Origin of the sequence: Streptomyces sp. NPDC050703, assembly GCF_040654435.1 — a bacterium.
Taxonomy (GTDB): Bacteria; Actinomycetota; Actinomycetes; order Streptomycetales; family Streptomycetaceae; genus Streptomyces.
Map to the genome: position 1 here is coordinate 16,715 of NZ_JBFAHX010000069.1, position 14,937 is coordinate 31,651.

Annotated in this window: 15 protein-coding genes; 7 read left to right on the forward strand and 8 right to left on the reverse strand. The window is 71.7% G+C overall.

The genetic code is table 11. The features are described 5' to 3' along the window. Position 1: 1 nt before the first annotated feature. From AB0I16_RS34465 to AB0I16_RS34475, 3 genes are all read right to left on the reverse strand, one after another. A complete protein-coding gene (locus tag AB0I16_RS34465; protein ID WP_363253634.1) occupies positions 2–1,807 on the reverse strand; it encodes a glycoside hydrolase family 18 chitinase in 1,806 nt (601 codons plus the stop codon). A 262-nt stretch (positions 1,808–2,069) separates the two neighbouring features. Then, positions 2,070–2,720 (reverse strand): response regulator transcription factor, encoded by a 651-nt coding sequence (locus AB0I16_RS34470; RefSeq protein ID WP_363253623.1) that lies wholly within the window; start codon positions 2,718–2,720, stop codon positions 2,070–2,072. Continuing rightward, positions 2,717–3,907 (reverse strand): histidine kinase, encoded by a 1,191-nt coding sequence (locus tag AB0I16_RS34475; RefSeq protein WP_363253624.1) that lies wholly within the window; start codon positions 3,905–3,907, stop codon positions 2,717–2,719. The genes AB0I16_RS34470 and AB0I16_RS34475 overlap by 4 nt, the downstream gene beginning before the upstream one ends. Positions 3,908–4,142: 235 nt before the next feature. On the opposite strand from AB0I16_RS34475, the gene AB0I16_RS34480 reads away from it, so the two are divergent. Then, entirely contained in the window at positions 4,143–4,718 is a 576-nt protein-coding gene (locus tag AB0I16_RS34480) for a hypothetical protein (protein ID WP_363253625.1), read from the forward strand. A 10-nt stretch (positions 4,719–4,728) separates the two neighbouring features. Here AB0I16_RS34480 and AB0I16_RS34485 read toward each other — a convergent pair whose 3' ends face one another. From AB0I16_RS34485 to AB0I16_RS34495, 3 genes are read right to left on the reverse strand one after another with little or no spacing between them, the layout of a single operon-like run. Then, positions 4,729–5,301 (reverse strand): cob(I)yrinic acid a,c-diamide adenosyltransferase, encoded by a 573-nt coding sequence (locus AB0I16_RS34485; protein ID WP_363253626.1) that lies wholly within the window; start codon positions 5,299–5,301, stop codon positions 4,729–4,731. Between the two features lie 13 nt (positions 5,302–5,314). Next, a complete protein-coding gene (locus AB0I16_RS34490) occupies positions 5,315–6,070 on the reverse strand; it encodes an ABC transporter permease (protein WP_363253627.1) in 756 nt (251 codons plus the stop codon). Positions 6,071–6,107: 37 nt separating this feature from the next. Continuing rightward, complete coding sequence (locus tag AB0I16_RS34495) at positions 6,108–6,890, reverse strand: ATP-binding cassette domain-containing protein (protein WP_363253628.1); 783 nt, start codon at positions 6,888–6,890, stop codon at positions 6,108–6,110. Positions 6,891–6,987: 97 nt separating this feature from the next. On the opposite strand from AB0I16_RS34495, the gene AB0I16_RS34500 reads away from it, so the two are divergent. The 4 genes from AB0I16_RS34500 (at position 6,988) to AB0I16_RS34515 (ending at position 11,903) form a co-directional block, all read left to right on the forward strand. Beyond that, positions 6,988–7,629 carry a TetR/AcrR family transcriptional regulator gene (locus tag AB0I16_RS34500; RefSeq protein ID WP_363253629.1) on the forward strand — a complete coding sequence of 214 codons (642 nt, stop codon included), beginning with the start codon at positions 6,988–6,990 and terminating at the stop codon, positions 7,627–7,629. A gap of 181 nt (positions 7,630–7,810) precedes the next feature. Further along, positions 7,811–8,659 carry a 3-hydroxyacyl-CoA dehydrogenase family protein gene (locus tag AB0I16_RS34505; RefSeq protein ID WP_363253630.1) on the forward strand — a complete coding sequence of 283 codons (849 nt, stop codon included), beginning with the start codon at positions 7,811–7,813 and terminating at the stop codon, positions 8,657–8,659. Between the two features lie 229 nt (positions 8,660–8,888). After that, positions 8,889–9,212: an STAS domain-containing protein gene (locus AB0I16_RS34510; RefSeq protein ID WP_062774074.1), complete on the forward strand. Its 324-nt coding sequence runs from the start codon at positions 8,889–8,891 to the stop codon at positions 9,210–9,212. A gap of 198 nt (positions 9,213–9,410) precedes the next feature. After that, positions 9,411–11,903 carry an ATP-binding protein gene (locus AB0I16_RS34515; RefSeq protein ID WP_363253631.1) on the forward strand — a complete coding sequence of 831 codons (2,493 nt, stop codon included), beginning with the start codon at positions 9,411–9,413 and terminating at the stop codon, positions 11,901–11,903. A 6-nt stretch (positions 11,904–11,909) separates the two neighbouring features. Here AB0I16_RS34515 and nucS read toward each other — a convergent pair whose 3' ends face one another. Next, complete coding sequence (gene nucS / locus AB0I16_RS34520; RefSeq protein ID WP_062774078.1) at positions 11,910–12,581, reverse strand: endonuclease NucS; 672 nt, start codon at positions 12,579–12,581, stop codon at positions 11,910–11,912. Between the two features lie 254 nt (positions 12,582–12,835). Here nucS and AB0I16_RS34525 point away from each other — a divergent pair, with 254 nt between their 5' ends. Further along, positions 12,836–13,228: an SCO5389 family protein gene (locus AB0I16_RS34525; protein WP_005480204.1), complete on the forward strand. Its 393-nt coding sequence runs from the start codon at positions 12,836–12,838 to the stop codon at positions 13,226–13,228. A gap of 62 nt (positions 13,229–13,290) precedes the next feature. Here the strand turns inward: AB0I16_RS34525 and AB0I16_RS34530 are convergent, their stop codons facing one another. Further along, the gene (locus AB0I16_RS34530; protein WP_363253632.1) at positions 13,291–14,325 is read right to left on the reverse strand and encodes an LLM class flavin-dependent oxidoreductase; all 1,035 of its coding nucleotides are present in this window, start codon (positions 14,323–14,325) and stop codon (positions 13,291–13,293) included. Positions 14,326–14,513: 188 nt separating this feature from the next. Here AB0I16_RS34530 and AB0I16_RS34535 point away from each other — a divergent pair, with 188 nt between their 5' ends. Continuing rightward, entirely contained in the window at positions 14,514–14,846 is a 333-nt protein-coding gene (locus tag AB0I16_RS34535; RefSeq protein WP_363253633.1) for an ATP/GTP-binding protein, read from the forward strand. The last annotated feature ends 91 nt before the right edge of the window (positions 14,847–14,937 follow it).

Sequence of the window (14,937 nt, forward strand, 5' to 3'; positions counted from 1 at the left end):
GTTACTTCAGACCGTCGTTGATGGCGGTGACCAGCTCACCGTTGCTGGTGTCGCCGCTGAACTCCCAGAAGAACGCGCCGCCGAGCTTCTGCTCCTTGGCCCAGGTCATCTTGGCCTTGACGGTCGCGGGAGTGTCGTAGGACCACCAGTTCGTGCCGCAGTGCGCGTACGCGGTCCCGGCGATCGTCCCGTTCGAGGGGCAGCTGTTCTTGAGGACCTTGTAGTCCTCGATCCCCGCCTCGTAGGCCCCGGGCGCCGCGCCGGTGGCCGTGCCGCCCGGCTCCTTCTGGGTGACGCCGGTCCAGCCGCGCCCGTAGAAGCCGATGCCGAGCAGCAGCTTGGCGGCGGGCACGCCCTTGGCCTTCAGCTTGGAGATCGCCGCGGCGGAGGTGAAGCCGTCCTTCGGGATGCCCGGGTAGGACGTCAGCGGCGAGTGCGGAGCCGTCGGGCCCTTGGCGTCCCAGGCGCCGAAGAAGTCGTACGTCATGACGTTGTACCAGTCGGCGTACTGCGAGGCGCCGCCGTAGTCGGCCGCGTCGATCTTGCCGCCGCTGGAGCCGTCCGCGGTGATCGCGGCGGTGACGAGGTTCTTGGAGCCGAACTCGTTGCGGAAGGCCTGCATCATGTTCTTGAAGACGGCCGGGCCCGAGGTGTCACAGGTCAGACCGCAGGCGTTGGGGTACTCCCAGTCCAGGTCGATGCCGTCGAAGACGTCGGCCCAGCGCGGGTCCTCGACCAGGTCGTGGCAGGACTTGGCGAAGGCCGCCGGGTTCTTCATGGCGTCGGTGAAGCCGCCGGACCAGGTCCAGCCGCCGAACGACCAGAGGATCTTGATGTTCGGGTACTTGGCCTTCAGCTTGCGGAGCTGGTTGAAGTTGCCGCGCAGGGGCTGGTCCCAGGTGTCGGCGACGCCGTCGACGCTCTGGTCGGCGGTGTACGCCTTGTCGGTCGCCGCGTAGGCGTCGCCCATGGTGCACTTGCCGCCCTGGACGTTGCCGAAGCTGTAGTTGATGTGCGTGATCTTCCCGGCCGAGCCGGAGGTCGCGATGTTCTTCGCGTGGTAGTTGCGCTGGTAGACGCCCCACTCGGTGAAGTAGCCGAGCTTGACCTTGTCGCCGGGCTCGGGTTCGGGGCCGCCGCCGCCGGTGGTGCGGACCTTGACGGCGTCGCTCGCGGGTCCCGTCTGGTCGGCGGTGTCGCGGGCCTGCACGCTGTACGAGTAGTCGGTGCCGGCGGTCAGGTCCTTGTCGGTGTACGCGGTGTCGGTCACCGTGGCGACCTTGGCTCCGTCGCGCAGCACGTCGTAGTTCTTGACGCCCTTGTCGTCGGTGGCGGCGCTCCAGTCGAGCTTCACCGAGGTGTCGGTGATGCCGGAGGCCTTCGGGGTGCCGGGGGCGGTGGGCGGCTTGTCGCCGGGGACGCTGCCGCCGTCACAGCTGCCGCCGTTGAGAGTGCACTTGTCGGGGGAGCCGGAGCCGGTGCCGTTGAAGCCGAAGGAGACGGAGGCGCCGGGGGCGAGCGTTCCGTTCCAGGCGAGGTTCTTGCCGGTCCAGCGGGTGCCGGAGTTGGTGACGGTGGCGTCCCAGGCGGAGGTCACCTTGGTGTCCGCGGGGAAGTCCCACTGCACGTTCCAGGAGCTGAGCGCGGTGGTGCCGGTGTTCTTGATCGTCCACTTGCCCTCGAAGCCACTGCCCCAGTCCTGGGTCTTGGTGTACGTGGCGGTGGCCTCGGAGGCCGCGTCGGGGGCCGCCTCGGCGGAGCCGCCGAGGGCGACGAGGGTGGCGAGCGGCAGCAGCAGCGTGGTCATGCCGGCCACGGCTTTGTGCCTGAGTCTGGGTCCGGGTTTGGGGCGTGCGTCGGTCTGTGTGAAGCGCACGAGGTGCTCCTCGGGTGAGTTCCGGGGGTACGAGGGGTAGATCCCTGCGCCGCCCGTGAGCACGTGGAACACGTGGGGGAGTGCTCACCGCAGTGCGGCGAGAATAGAAAGGTCTGGACCATCGGTCAAGAGGTCTGAACCAATGGCCGGATCGCACCGCTCCGTCACGATCCGGCTTCCCCGTCCGCGCCGATCAGACCCCCAACTCCTGCGCGAGCACCGCCGCCTGCACCCTGCTGCGCAGGTCGAGCTTGCCCAGCATCCGGCTGACGTGGGTCTTCACGGTGGCCTCCGCCATGGAGAGGCGGCCCGCGATCTCCGCGTTCGACAGGCCCTCGCCGATGCAGGCGAGGACCTCGCGCTCGCGGCGCGTCAGGCTGTCCAGGACCGCGGGGTCCGGAGCGTTCTCACCGCGCACCGCCCTGGTGGGGGCGGCGAACTCGGCGATGAGGCGGCGGGTGACGGCCGGGGCGATCAGGCCCTCGCCGCGCGCCACCGTACGGACGCCCTCGATGAGGTCCTTCGCCTCGGTGTTCTTCAGCAGGAACCCCGACGCGCCCGCGCGCAGCGCCCCGAAGACGTACTCGTCGAGGTCGAAGGTGGTCAGGACCAGGACGTCCGCGAGCCCTTCGGAGACGACCTGCCGGGTCGCGGCGACCCCGTCCAGGCGCGGCATCTGTATGTCCATGAGGACCAGGTCGGGGCGGAGCTCGCGGGCGAGGGCCACCGCCTGTTCGCCGTCCGCGGCCTCGCCCGCCACCTCGATGTCCGGCGCGCTGCGCAGGATCAGGACGAGTCCCGCCCGTACGGCCGACTGGTCTTCGGCGACTAGCACCCTGATCATTCCTTGGCTCCTTCGTCCGCGGGGTCGACGGGCAGGGTCGCGAGGACGATCCAGACCTTGCCGTCGGGGCTGTTCTCGGGGCCCGCCTCGAAGGCGCCGCCGAGCAGTTCGGTGCGCTCGCGCATGCCGACGAGGCCGGCGCCCGAGCCGGGGGCGCGCGGCCCGGACGGGCCACCGTACGGGCTGCTCACGCGGACCCTCAGGGCGCGGGGCTCCTGGGCGAGGGCCACGGTGACCCGGCCGGGCGACGCGTGCTTGAGCGCGTTGGTCAGGGACTCCTGGACGATGCGGTACGCCGCGAGCTCCACCGGCGCGGGCAGCTTCGGCCCCCGCGGGGCGCGGGCGTCGTCGAGCGTGACGTCGAGGCCGTTGGTACGGGCGGTCGCGACCAGGGCGGCGAGTCCGTCGAGGGTGGGCGCGGCGGCCGGTTCCAGGTCGCCGCTGTCGTCGCGCAGGATGCCGATGAGGCGGCGCATCTCGGCCAGCCCCTCGACGCTGTTCTCGCGGATGACGGCGAGCGCGTCGGCGCTGGTCCTCGGGTCGTCGAGGGAGAGCGCGGCCGTGGAGTGGATGGCGATCGCCGAGAGGTGGTTGGCGACCATGTCGTGCAGTTCGCGGGCCATCCGCGCGCGCTCGGCGGTGACGGCCTGGACGCGGTCCATCTCGGCGAGCAGCGCGGTCTGTTCGGCCCGCAGCCTCGCCGCCTCGGCGGCCTCGCGGTGGTTGCGCACCAGGACGCCCGTGGTGGCGGGGCCGAAGGAGACGATCCCGGTGACGACGCCGACGAGGATGGCCTCCGGGTTCCTGAACCAGGCGAGGAAGCCGACGGTCACCGCCACGGTGATCAGCCCCGTGGTGACCGGGATGCGGCGTGCGGCGGCGGGCTTGCCGTACAGGACGGCCGCGTACACGATGTCCGTGAACATCATGATCGAGGCGAGGTTGCCCTCGGTGAACTGGTCGGCGACCAGCGCGAGCGTGCCCACGGTGAGCGCGACCCGCGGGGCCGTCCTGCGCACCAGTTCGAGGCAGGCGAGGACGGCCAGCGGGATGAGCGCCCAGGTGCCGCCGATGGCCCTGCCGGGCTGCGTGTGCAGGCCGAGCGCCCACAGCGCGAGCCCGCTGACCAGGCTGACCGTGGCGATGCCGACGTCGACACGGTGCGGGCGGGCGAGGGACAGGGCCATGCCCCCATCCAACACGGTGGGGTGCGCCCGATGCCTGGTCCTGGGGGAGGAGCCTGACCGGTGGCGACTACATCGAACTGGGTACGGCGCTGGTCGCGGTCGCCGTCGGCCCGGGCCGCGCCCCGCCGCTACATCGAAGGATGCAGCCCGGGTTCGTCACCGACGACGATGATCGGCGGCCCGCGGGGCGGCAGTCTCGAAGGGAGAACCGGGAACCGACGCCGAGGAGCGAACCGTGATCGTCACACTGATCGTCATCTGCGAGGTCGGCTTCTGGGTGCTGCTCGCCGCGGGCCTCGCGCTGCGCTACTGGGCGAGGATGCCGCGGGCGAGCGTCGCCGTGCTGCTGTGCGAGCCGCTCCTTGAGGTGCTGCTGTTCGTCGTCACGGCGATCGACCTCAGGAACGGCGCGGAGCCGGACTGGAAGCACGGCCTCGCCGCCGTCTACATCGGCTACTCCGTCGCGCTCGGGCACTACACGATCAAGTGGGTCGACGTGCGCGTCGCCCACCGCTTCGCCGGCGGCCCCGCCCCGACGACGCCGAAGTACGGCACGGCCCGCGCCGTCCACGAGTGGAAACTCGCCGCGCGCTGGGCGCTCGCCGCGCTGATCGCCCTGGCGCTGCTCCAGGGCGCCGTCTGGTACGTCGGGAGCGACGGCGGGACCACGTCGCTGCGGATGTGGCAGCAGCGGATGCTGTGGGTGATCGGCATCAACGTCGCCATCGCCGCCACCTACACCCTCTTCCCCAAGAAGGCGCCGGCCGCCGTCGCGGCCAAGGAGCGCGAGGACACCCCGAGCAGGCTCTAGCGGGCCCGGCCTAGCGCTCGCCGCCCGGCACCCACAGCACGTCGCCGACCGCCTTGTTGGCCGTGCGCGCCAGGATGAAGAGGAGGTCGGAGAGGCGGTTGAGGTAGGTGGCCGTCAGGGGGTTCATGGTCTCGCCGTGGACCTCGAAGGCCGCCCACGTCGAGCGCTCGGCCCGCCGCACCACCGTGCACGCCTGGTGCAGCAGGGCCGCGCCCGGCGTGCCGCCGGGGAGGATGAAGCTGCGCAGCTTCTCCAGGTCGTCGAGGAAGCGGTCGCAGTCCTCCTCCAGCTTGTCGACGTAGGACTGCTCGACGCGCAGCGGCGGGTACTGCGGGTCCGCCACGACCGGCGTGGAGAGGTCGGCGCCCACGTCGAACAGGTCGTTCTGCACCCGTACGAGGACCTTGACGACCTCCGCGTCGAGCTGTCCGAGCGCGATCGCCGTGCCGATGACCGCGTTGGCCTCGTTGGCGTCGGCGTACGCGGCGATCCGCAGATCGGTCTTGGCGGTCCGGCTCATGTCGCCGAGGGCGGTCGTGCCCTGGTCGCCGGTCCTGGTGTAGATGCGCGTCAGATTGACCATGGGGTCAGCGTAGTCAGGCCCCCGCCCGCCGGTAGACGCGTGTGCCGACCGTCACGGAGAGCACCACGAAGGCGACGGCCACGAGGACTCCGTACAGCATGGTGGCGGTCGCGTAGTCGCCCACGTAGGCCGCCCGTACCGCGTCGACCAGGTAGCGGAACGGCATGAGGTGCGACAGGACGTCGAGCCAGGCGGGTGCGAGCGCCATCGGCAGCATCAGGCCGGAGAGCAGCATCGCGGGCATGCTCACCGCGTTGACGGCGGGGCCGAACTCCTGCGGCTTGCCGACCTTCATGGCGAGCGCGTACGAGAGCGCGGCGAGCCCCGCCGTCAGGAGCGCCACGAACGCGAACCCGATGAGGACGCCGGCGAGGGGCGCCCTGAGCCCCATGGCCAGCGCGGCGAGGACGAGGAGCACCGCCTGGAAGACGAAGAGCGCGGCGTCGCGCAGGATGCGGCCGAGCAGCAGCGCGAGGCGGCTGACGGGCGTGACCCGCATCCGCTCCACCACGCCGAACTGCTTCTCGATGATGAGCGCGAAGCCGCTGAAGGTCGCCCCGAAGAGGCCCAGTTGCAGCAGCAGCCCGGGGACGAGGACCTGCCAGGAGTCGCCGTCGGAGCCGAGCGGCAGACCGGTGAGCAGGGGGCCGAAGAAGAGCAGGTAGAGCAGGGGCGTCAGGACGCCGAAGAGGATCTGGAACTTGGAGCGCAGGGTCTGCCGGGCGTACCGCCCGAAGATGAGCGCGGTGTCGGAGAGCAGGGCGGGCATGGGGGTCCTCGGGTCCGTGGGCGGGTGTTGGTGCGGGTCAGACGGCGACGGGCGCCCGCTCGTCGGGGGCGGGGTCGCGGCCGGTGATGGCGAGGAAGGTGTCCTGGAGCGTGGCGTCGATCGAGCCGCCGTACCGCAGCTTGAGCGCGCCCGGTGTGCCGTCGGCGACGACGGCGCCCTTGTCCACGACGACGAGGCGGTCGGAGAGCGCGTCGGCCTCGTCGAGGTAGTGCGTGGTGAGGAAGACGGTCGTGCCGTGCGCGTCGCGCAGCCGCCGCACCAGTGCCCACAGGTCGGCCCGGCTGCCGGGGTCGAGCCCGGTGGTCGGCTCGTCGAGGAAGAGCACCTCGGGCCGGTGCGTGAGCCCCATGGCGATGTCCAGGCGCCGGCGCTGGCCGCCGGAGAGCGCCGCGCAGGGCCGCTCCATCAGTCCGGTCAGGCCGAGGTCGTGGGCCAGTTCCTCGGCACGGGACTCCGCGCGGGCCTTCGGCAGGCGGTACAGGCGCCCTTGGGTGATCAGTTCCTCGCGTACGGAGACGCTGAGGTCGACGCCGCCGGACTGGGCGACGTACCCGATCCCGCGGCGCACGCCCGCCGGGTCGGCGGCCAGGTCGCACCCGGCCACGGTGGCGCTGCCGCCGGTGGGCGGGAGCAGCGTGGTCAGCATGCGCAGCGTGGTGGTCTTGCCCGCCCCGTTGGGCCCGAGGAAGCCGAGGATCTCGCCCGCCCGCACGGTCAAGTCGATGCCGCGGACGGCCTCGACGGGCCCGCCCTTGGTCCGGAAGGTCCGGGCGAGCCCGGACGTGCTGATGATGGCCATGACCCCACGAAAACAGAGTCACTGAAATTTTGCAACGCCACCAAGTTTTCATCAGGCGCAAAATTCAACGACAACCATCGACACCTACGATGAGCGCATGACCGAAGGGCTCAGGGAGCGCAAGAAGCGGCAGACCAGGCAGCGGATCTCCGACGTCGCCACGGGGCTCTTCCTGGAGCGCGGCTTCGGCGCGGTGACCGTCGCGGAGATCGCGGACGCGGCGGACGTCTCCGTCAACACGGTGTACAACTACTTCCCCGCCAAGGAGGACCTCTTCCTCGACCGCGGCGAAGCCGTCGTCGACCGGCTCCCCGGCCATGTGCGGGGCCGCAGGGCCGGGGAGTCGGCGGCCGCCGCCGTCCTGCGCGAACTGCGCTCGGACGTGGAGAACGTCTCGCCCGCCGTCGGCCTCTTCGCCGGCTGGGCCGACTTCATGAAGGTCATCACCGACGCCCACCCCCTGCGCTCCCGGCTCTGGGAGATCCAGCAGGAGGCGCTGGCCGAACTCACCAGGACGCTCGCGGAGGAGACCGGGGCCGCCGAGGGCGACCCCCTGCCCGGCCTGATCGCCGGTCAGCTCTCCTGGCTCCACAGCACGCTGATGGCGTGGATCGGCGACGAGATGGTCAAGCGCCGCGACGTCGCCGAGGTGTCCCGCGAGGCCCTCGTCCTCCTCGACGAGATGGAGGACCTCCTCGGCGAGAAGGTCCTCAACTACGCGACGCGGCCCGCCGGATGACACCCGCTCGCGCGTGACCCGCCGCACACCCGGGCCCGTACCGGTGTGATGTCCGTCATTTGGGACGTGACGCGCATCTCTTCGCGGCCACAGGCGCGCCCCCGACCGCTAATGTCCGCCGCAGAGGCATACGTAAACAGCGTGTAAGCCAAGCGTGATCAGCGGTAGGGGAGTCGGAACAGTGGCACGGAAGCTCGCCGTCATCGGAGCCGGACTCATGGGGTCCGGCATCGCTCAGGTCTCCGCCCAGGCGGGCTGGGACGTCGTCCTGCGCGACGTCACCGACGAGGCCCTGACCCGTGGCACCGACGGGATCAAGGCGTCGTACGACAAGTTCGTGAGCAAGGGCAAGCTCGCCGCCGACGACGCCGAGGCCGCGCTCGGGCGCATCACGACCACGACCGACCTGGACGCCGTCGCCGACGCGGACATCGTCGTGGAGGCCGTGTTCGAGAAGCTCGACGTCAAGCACGAGATCTTCCGCACCCTCGACAAGCTCGTGCGCGACGACGCCGTCCTCGCCTCCAACACCTCCGCCATCCCGATCACCAAGATCGCGGCCGTGACGGACCGCCCCGAGCGCGTCGTCGGCGCCCACTTCTTCTCGCCGGTCCCGATGATGCAGCTCTGCGAACTCGTGCGCGGCTACAAGACCAGCGACGAAACCCTCGCCCGCACGCGCGAGTTCGCCGAGTCCGTCGGCAAGACCTGCATCGTCGTCAACCGCGACGTCGCCGGCTTCGTGACGACCCGTCTGATCTCCGCGCTCGTCGTCGAGGCCGCCAAGCTCCACGAGTCGGGCGTCGCCACCGCCGAGGACATCGACACCGCCTGCAAGCTCGGCTTCGGCCACGCCATGGGCCCGCTCGCGACCGCCGACCTCACCGGCGTCGACATCCTGCTGCACGCCACGAGCAACATCTACACGGAGTCCCAGGACGAGAAGTTCGCCCCGCCGGAGCTGATGCGCCGGATGGTTGACGCCGGTGACATCGGCCGCAAGAGCGGGCAGGGCTTCTACAAGCACTGAACCAGTACTGACGTACGCCGCCTGACGCCTCGTCTGACCTTTCGGCGGCTTCCGGGTCACCCCTCGGAGTGAATTCGGTATCGGTTCGCTTACAGACGGCAACTTCCTTGCCCACGCGGCAGTCAGTTGCTGTGACATACGCAGACGCCTTAAGGATCAGCAGACGCCTTACGGACCATCCGTCACAGCAGACACGACACTCTGCACACAGCACTCTCGGGGAGCGCATATGCACATCAGGGGCGACCAGGCCCAGCTGGTCGTCGGGGGACGCCTCGACGTACGCAGCGCGGCGGACGCCCGTACGGTCCTGCACTCGGCCGTCGACGACGGCGCCGGCGACCTGGTGCTCGACCTGTCCGAACTCGACTCGTGGGACGCCACGGGACTCGGCGTCATCATGGGCGCGCACCGCCGCGCCGGGCGGTGCGGACGCAGGCTCGTCCTGCGCCACGTGCCGCCGCAGATGCAGCGCCTGCTCGTCGCGACGCGGCTCCACCGCATCCTCGCGATCGAGGGCGGCATCGGCGTCGAATCGCTCCACAGGGCCTGAAGCACGCAATCCTCACGAGACTGTGACGTCTCGGACGGGGCGGTACCCCGCTTCCTCGGAGATACTGGTCGAACGTCTAGGGTTCGGTCGCCCACCGATACACGAACCCGCGCGGGGGCACCGGACCAGAAGCGACAGCGCAGTGTGCACGAAGGCCGGAGGGGGCTCTGCACACCACGCATCTGGGGGGCTAGGACCATGGACCCGATGAACCGGGAACCCGAGGAGTACGGCCACGAGCAGGCCGGCGACGCGTCCGGCGGCCCGGCGCGACCGCAGCGCCCGCGCGATCCGCTGACGCCGGACTTCGGCCAGCAGGCACCCGCCCTGGCCCGCACTGTGCAACTGGTGTCCGGCGACTTCCTGCTCACCGTCAACCCCGTCGACGGCAGCGAGATCGAACCCTGCCCGCCCGGGGAGCGGCCCGAGAGGCCCGCCAAGCGCACCGCCGGCGACCGCGCCGAGCAGCGCCGCGCCGCCCTGCCGCCCGTGCCGCCCGGCCCGGCCCTGCCCAGGCTGCCGCTCCTTGAGCGGCAGGAAGAGCGTGAGCGCCTCGTACGGCTGCTCGCGCGCGGCCGCTCGGTACGCCTCACCGGACCCGCGGGCTCCGGCCGCACGGCGCTGCTCAACGCCGTCGCCGACGACTGCGCCGACCTCGCGCCCGACGGCGTGGTCCGGCTCTCCGGCTACCGCAAGACGCCGGGCGAACTCCTCCAGGACCTCTTCACGGCCGTCTACGACGCGCCCCTGCACCGGCCCGACCCCGCACTGCTGCGCGAGCTCGTCGACGACATCGGCGCCGTCGTCGTCCTCGACGACCTGGAGTTCGGCGGCGCGGGCCTCGACGAGGTGCTCGACGCGACGCCCGAGTGCGCCTTCCTCATCTCCACCACGCCCGACGTCGCCGCCCCGTCCGCAGACTCCCATCTCGAAGAGGTCTTCCTCGGCGGCCTCGGCCGCGGCGGCAGCCTCGAACTCCTGGAGCGCGTCGTCGGCCGCGTCCTCGACGACGAGGAGGCCAACTGGGCGGGCGACCTGTGGTTCGAGTCCGAGGGCCTGCCGCTGCGCTTCGTCCAGGCGGGCGCCCTGCTCCGCCAGCGCGACCAGCTCCGCGCCGACCCCCACGCCTTCGAGGAGAACGGCTACTTCGCCGACACCCCGGTCGACGCGCCCTTCGACGCCGACTACGCCGATGCCACCGACGGCGTACCGCTGCCCTCCCTCGCCGAGGGCGCCGCGCCCGCGGCCCTGCTCGCCTCCCGGCTGAGCCCGTCGGCCCGCGCCACCCTGGAGTTCGCCGTCGCGCTCGGCGGTGAGGTGCCGCACCAGACCCACCTGCCCGCCCTGGTCGGCGACACCCACGCCGACGCCGCCCTCGCCGAGCTGGTGGGCTGCGCCCTGGTCACCGCCGTGGGCGCGCACTACCGCCTCGCCCCGGGCGTGCGCACCCAGCTGGAGAGCGCCGGGTACGCCGACGAAGGCGCCGAGCGCGCCCGCGCCGCCGCCCAGCACTACGCCTGGTGGGCCGGGCATCCCTCGGTCGCCCCCGAGCGGGTCGCCGCCGAGGCCGACACGGTCCTCGCGGCGCTCGCCGCGCTCGTCACCGTGGAGAGCGGCGCCGCGGTCCTGCTCGCCCGCACCGCGGCCCCCGCCTTCGCGGGAGGGCTCGCCTGGGGCGCCTGGGAACGCGCGCTGCGGTCGGGCCAGGAGGCGGCACGCAACGCGGGAGAGGTCGCCGAGGAGGCCTACTTTCACCACGAGCTGGGCGTCCTCGCGCTCTGCGGCGGGCGGCTCGACCGGGCGCGCGCCGAGCTGGAGGCCTCCATCGGGCTGCGTGGAGCCCTCGCCGACAAGCGCGGCATGATCTCCGGGCGCCGCGCCCTCGCCCTGGTCGCCGACCGCTCGGGCGGCGCGCTGCCCGGCGGCCGCACAGCCGCCGGGGAAGAGGTCCCCGGCGCGCGCCACGAGGAGTCGGCGTCACCGCCCGGCGGCGTCCCCGCGGCCTTCACCCCGCCGAAACCGCCCGCGGAGCAGCCCGAGACCCTGGTCAGCAGCCGGGTCACGCCGGTCGTGGTGCCCGCCAGGACGCCGGCCCGCCGCTCCGTCCTCAGCGGCACCCGGCGCAACCTCGTCGCCGCGGGCGCGGGCGCCCTGCTCGTCGCCGTCCTCGGCACCGTCGTCACGCTCGGCGCCACGTCCGGCGGCGGCGACGACCCCGGCGAACGGGTCAAGACGGAGCAGTCCGCCACACAGGACCCGGGCGACGACGGGCTGACCGCCGACAAGCCGCGGCAGGACTCCACGAGCCGCCCCGGCGGCACGGGCGAGGACGGCGTCGCCGGCACGGCGGACGACCCGGCCCCGAGCGACAGCGGCGAGCCGTCGGACGGCCCGAGCGGCGGCGGCGAGCCCTCGGACGGGCCGAGCGGCGGACCGACCGACAAGCCGACGTCGAAGCCGCCCACGTCGAAGCCGCCGACGTCCAGGCCGCCGACGTCGAAGCCGCCCACGTCGAGGCCCCCGACGTCCAGGCCGCCCACGTCCCAGCCGCCGACCTCGCAGCCGCCCACGAGCGACGCCCCGCCGTCCTCGCCGGACGACTCCGACTCCATGAGCCGCCCGGCCGGCTCACCGGCGACGAAAAGCGCCGCCGGCCCTTCCAGCGGGTCGGCGGCGCCCGGAACGGCGTAGGGCTCCTCAGAAGAGGCGCAGCTTGTCGTCCTCGATGCCGCGCAGCGCGTTGTAGTCGAGGACGGCACAGCCGATGCCGCGGTCCGTGGCGAGGACGCGGGCCTGCGGCTTGATCTCCTGGGCGGCGAAGATGCCCCGGACCGGCGCGAGGTGCGGGTCGCGGTTCAGGAGCTCCAGATAGCGGGTCAGCTGCTCGACGCCGTCGATCTCGCCGCGGCGCTTGATCTCGACGGCGACGGTCTGCCCGTCGGCGTCGCGGCAGAGGATGTCGACGGGGCCGATCGCCGTCATGTACTCGCGCCGGATGAGCGTGAAACCGTCGCCCAGTGTCTCGATCCGGTCCGCGAGCAGTTCCTGGAGGTGTGCTTCCACGCCGTCCTTGATGAGGCCGGGGTCCACGCCGAGTTCGTGCGAGGAGTCGTGGAGGATCTCCTCCATCGTGATGATGAGCTTCTCGCCCGCCTTGTTCACGACGGTCCACACCCCGGCGTCGTCCCCTGATCCCTCCTTCAGCGTGCAGGGCGGGGACATCCAGTTGAGGGGCTTGTAGGCCCTGTCGTCCGCGTGGATCGAGACGCTTCCGTCCGCCTTCACGAGGATCAGGCGGGGGGCCGAAGGGAGATGGGCGGTGAGCCGGCCCGCGTAGTCCACGGAGCATCGGGCAATGACGAGACGCATGGGGCGCAACGCTACTCGACTCGGGGCGGTGCACGCGATTCGCCCGCCCACCGCTCGCGGTGACCGCGCGGGGCGCACGACTTGTCCGTCGATGAACCTGTTCGATCCTGGCCGGTTATGCGTCCAATCTCCTGGTGCGGTGCCCGGCCGGTGCCTACCGTAGAAGCGGGAGGTCGTCATCCGTGCACGCTGCGTATGCGGACTCCATCCCTGTCCGTAGGCCCCCGCTCCCCGGGGGTGCGAGAGGAGAACCCATGTCGCTCGACGTCTCACCGGCACTGTTGGAGCAGGCCGAGCGAGGCGAGGTCGACGAAGCAGCTTTCGTCGACTGCGTCCGGACCTCCCTGCCTTACGCATGGGAGATGATCAGCTCCCTGGTGGCTCAGCTGAAGGTCGACGGCGGAGAGTTCGCCGACAACCAGACGCCGCCGCCGGACGAGCAGGCACGTGGGCAGCTGCTGCGCGCGCTCGCGAGTGATGCCATTCGCGGCGCACTGCAGCGGCACTTCGGAGTGCGTCTGGCTTTCCAGAACTGTCACCGCGTGGCGGTGTTCCCCCTGGACCCGTCGGTGGACGACCGGCTCGCCCGATTCACCTCGATCCGGGGGCAGCTGTTGAACCAGTCGCCCGAACTCCGGGACTGCTGACGGTAGTCGCTGCCGCTCCGAACGCGGGAGGTGGTGTGACGGTCCGGAGCGGCAGCTCCGTCTCAACAGAGCTGGGGCAGTACCTCGGCCCCCAGCCTGCGTACGTTCTCCTCCGTCGTCGCGAGGTCGCCCGAGCCCTCGACGAGCAGCGCGAAGCGGGTGATGCCCGTCCGCTCGGAGGTGGCGGCGATACGGTCGGCGCACACCTGCGGCGTGCCCACGGGGTGCAGCCCGCAGAGCATCTCGGTGTAGGCCAGCGGATCGCGCATGGCGCGCTTGCGGCCGTCGACCGTGACATGGGCCTCCAGGCCCTGCCTGAGCCAGCCCGGCATGGCTTTCAGTAACGTCTCCGCGGCCTCCGGGCGGTGGTCCGCGATCTGCACGACACCCGCCGACACGTGGCCCGTCGCGGCGGGCCCGTCGGGGGAGTGCCCCGCGGCACGTGCGTGCCGATTCCACAAGGCCACCATTTCGGCCTTCTCGTCGTCCCCCACGTGCATGCCGAGCAGCATCGGCAGGCCGCGCTGCGCGGCGAGCCGCACGCTGGACGGCGAGGTGCAGGCGACGATCACCTCGGGGCCGCTCGCGCCCCGGCCGTAGAGGGCCTCTCGGGGCCGTGGCACGACGTCGACCGCACGGAAGCGGAACCGCTCGTCGGAGCTGCCGACCCGGGGCTCGCGCAGCCACCGCAGCAGCAGGTCCAGCGAGTCGGGGAACCCCTTCTCGTACGCTTCGAGGCCCGCTCCGAAGACCTCCAGGTCCACCCACGGACCGCCGCGGCCGACGCCGAGCGAGAACCTGCCGCCGGACGTGATGTGCAGCAGCGCGGCCTGTTCGCCGAGTGCCACCGGGTGTACGGTCGGCAGCACGCTGACGGCGGTGCCGACGCGGAGCCGCCGCGTCCGGCCGAGCAGCAGGGCGGCCAGGGTCGTCGCCGACGGGCACGTGCCGTAGGGCACGAAGTGGTGCTCGGCGAGCCAGACCGAGTCGAGCCCCGCCTCCTCCGCCACCTCGGCGGACCGCACCGCCCGGTGCAGCGCCTCCCCCTGCCCCTGTCCGGGAAATTGGGCGGCCAGAACAAAACTACCTACACGCATCGAACTCCTGCCTCCTTGACGCCGACGCAGGCACTCCCCCTACGGGCAACAACGCGTGACACGTGCCAAGGGCACGGCCTGACGGGAAGATTGTTGGATTTTCCGTGCAGTGGTTCCGGGCGGGTACCCCTGGGTCCGGCGCGTAGGCTTGGGGCACCCCTGATCGCCGTACAGCCGTGAGGTGTTCCTTGTCCCCGCGTCGCAACCGCCCCAAGGGCGCCGGAGAGCCGAAGGCGTCCGCGGACGCGGAGCCGTCGGGCCGCTACGGCGGCTTCCAGAGCTCGGAGAGCTGGCAGGGCGAGGAGTGGAGCGTGCGGCACGTCGCGGGCGCGAGCGCGGCGGGCAAGCGGTACCGCTGCCCCGGCTGCGACCAGGAGATCCCCGCGAGCGTGCCGCACGTGGTGGCCTGGCCCGAGCACTCGGGGGTCGACGAGCGCAGGCACTGGCACAAGGCGTGCTGGAACGCGAAGGACCGCCGCACCACGCGGGTGCAGCGGTCCCGTAACGCGCCGAAGTACTAGGTGTATTGATCACGAGCGTTGTTGACACGGGGGTCTTGATCAAAGGCGAAGACCTCCGGTGTGGTGGAGCTGTCTAGGACTGCACCACACG

What these genes read in the sequence shown, in the direction of transcription:
- AB0I16_RS34500 (WP_363253629.1), top strand. Translation starts at nt 6,988, where the DNA reads ATGACCGAAGGGCTCAGGGAGCGCAAGAAGCGGCAGACCAGGCAGCGG.
- nucS (WP_062774078.1), bottom strand. Translation starts at nt 12,581, where the DNA reads ATGCGTCTCGTCATTGCCCGATGCTCCGTGGACTACGCGGGCCGGCTC.
- AB0I16_RS34510 (WP_062774074.1), top strand. Translation starts at nt 8,889, where the DNA reads ATGCACATCAGGGGCGACCAGGCCCAGCTGGTCGTCGGGGGACGCCTC.
- AB0I16_RS34475 (WP_363253624.1), bottom strand. Translation starts at nt 3,907, where the DNA reads ATGGCCCTGTCCCTCGCCCGCCCGCACCGTGTCGACGTCGGCATCGCC.
- AB0I16_RS34515 (WP_363253631.1), top strand. Translation starts at nt 9,411, where the DNA reads ATGGACCCGATGAACCGGGAACCCGAGGAGTACGGCCACGAGCAGGCC.
- AB0I16_RS34525 (WP_005480204.1), top strand. Translation starts at nt 12,836, where the DNA reads ATGTCGCTCGACGTCTCACCGGCACTGTTGGAGCAGGCCGAGCGAGGC.
- AB0I16_RS34465 (WP_363253634.1), bottom strand. Translation starts at nt 1,807, where the DNA reads ATGACCACGCTGCTGCTGCCGCTCGCCACCCTCGTCGCCCTCGGCGGC.
- AB0I16_RS34495 (WP_363253628.1), bottom strand. Translation starts at nt 6,890, where the DNA reads ATGGCCATCATCAGCACGTCCGGGCTCGCCCGGACCTTCCGGACCAAG.
- AB0I16_RS34530 (WP_363253632.1), bottom strand. Translation starts at nt 14,325, where the DNA reads ATGCGTGTAGGTAGTTTTGTTCTGGCCGCCCAATTTCCCGGACAGGGG.
- AB0I16_RS34485 (WP_363253626.1), bottom strand. Translation starts at nt 5,301, where the DNA reads ATGGTCAATCTGACGCGCATCTACACCAGGACCGGCGACCAGGGCACG.
- AB0I16_RS34470 (WP_363253623.1), bottom strand. Translation starts at nt 2,720, where the DNA reads ATGATCAGGGTGCTAGTCGCCGAAGACCAGTCGGCCGTACGGGCGGGA.
- AB0I16_RS34490 (WP_363253627.1), bottom strand. Translation starts at nt 6,070, where the DNA reads ATGCCCGCCCTGCTCTCCGACACCGCGCTCATCTTCGGGCGGTACGCC.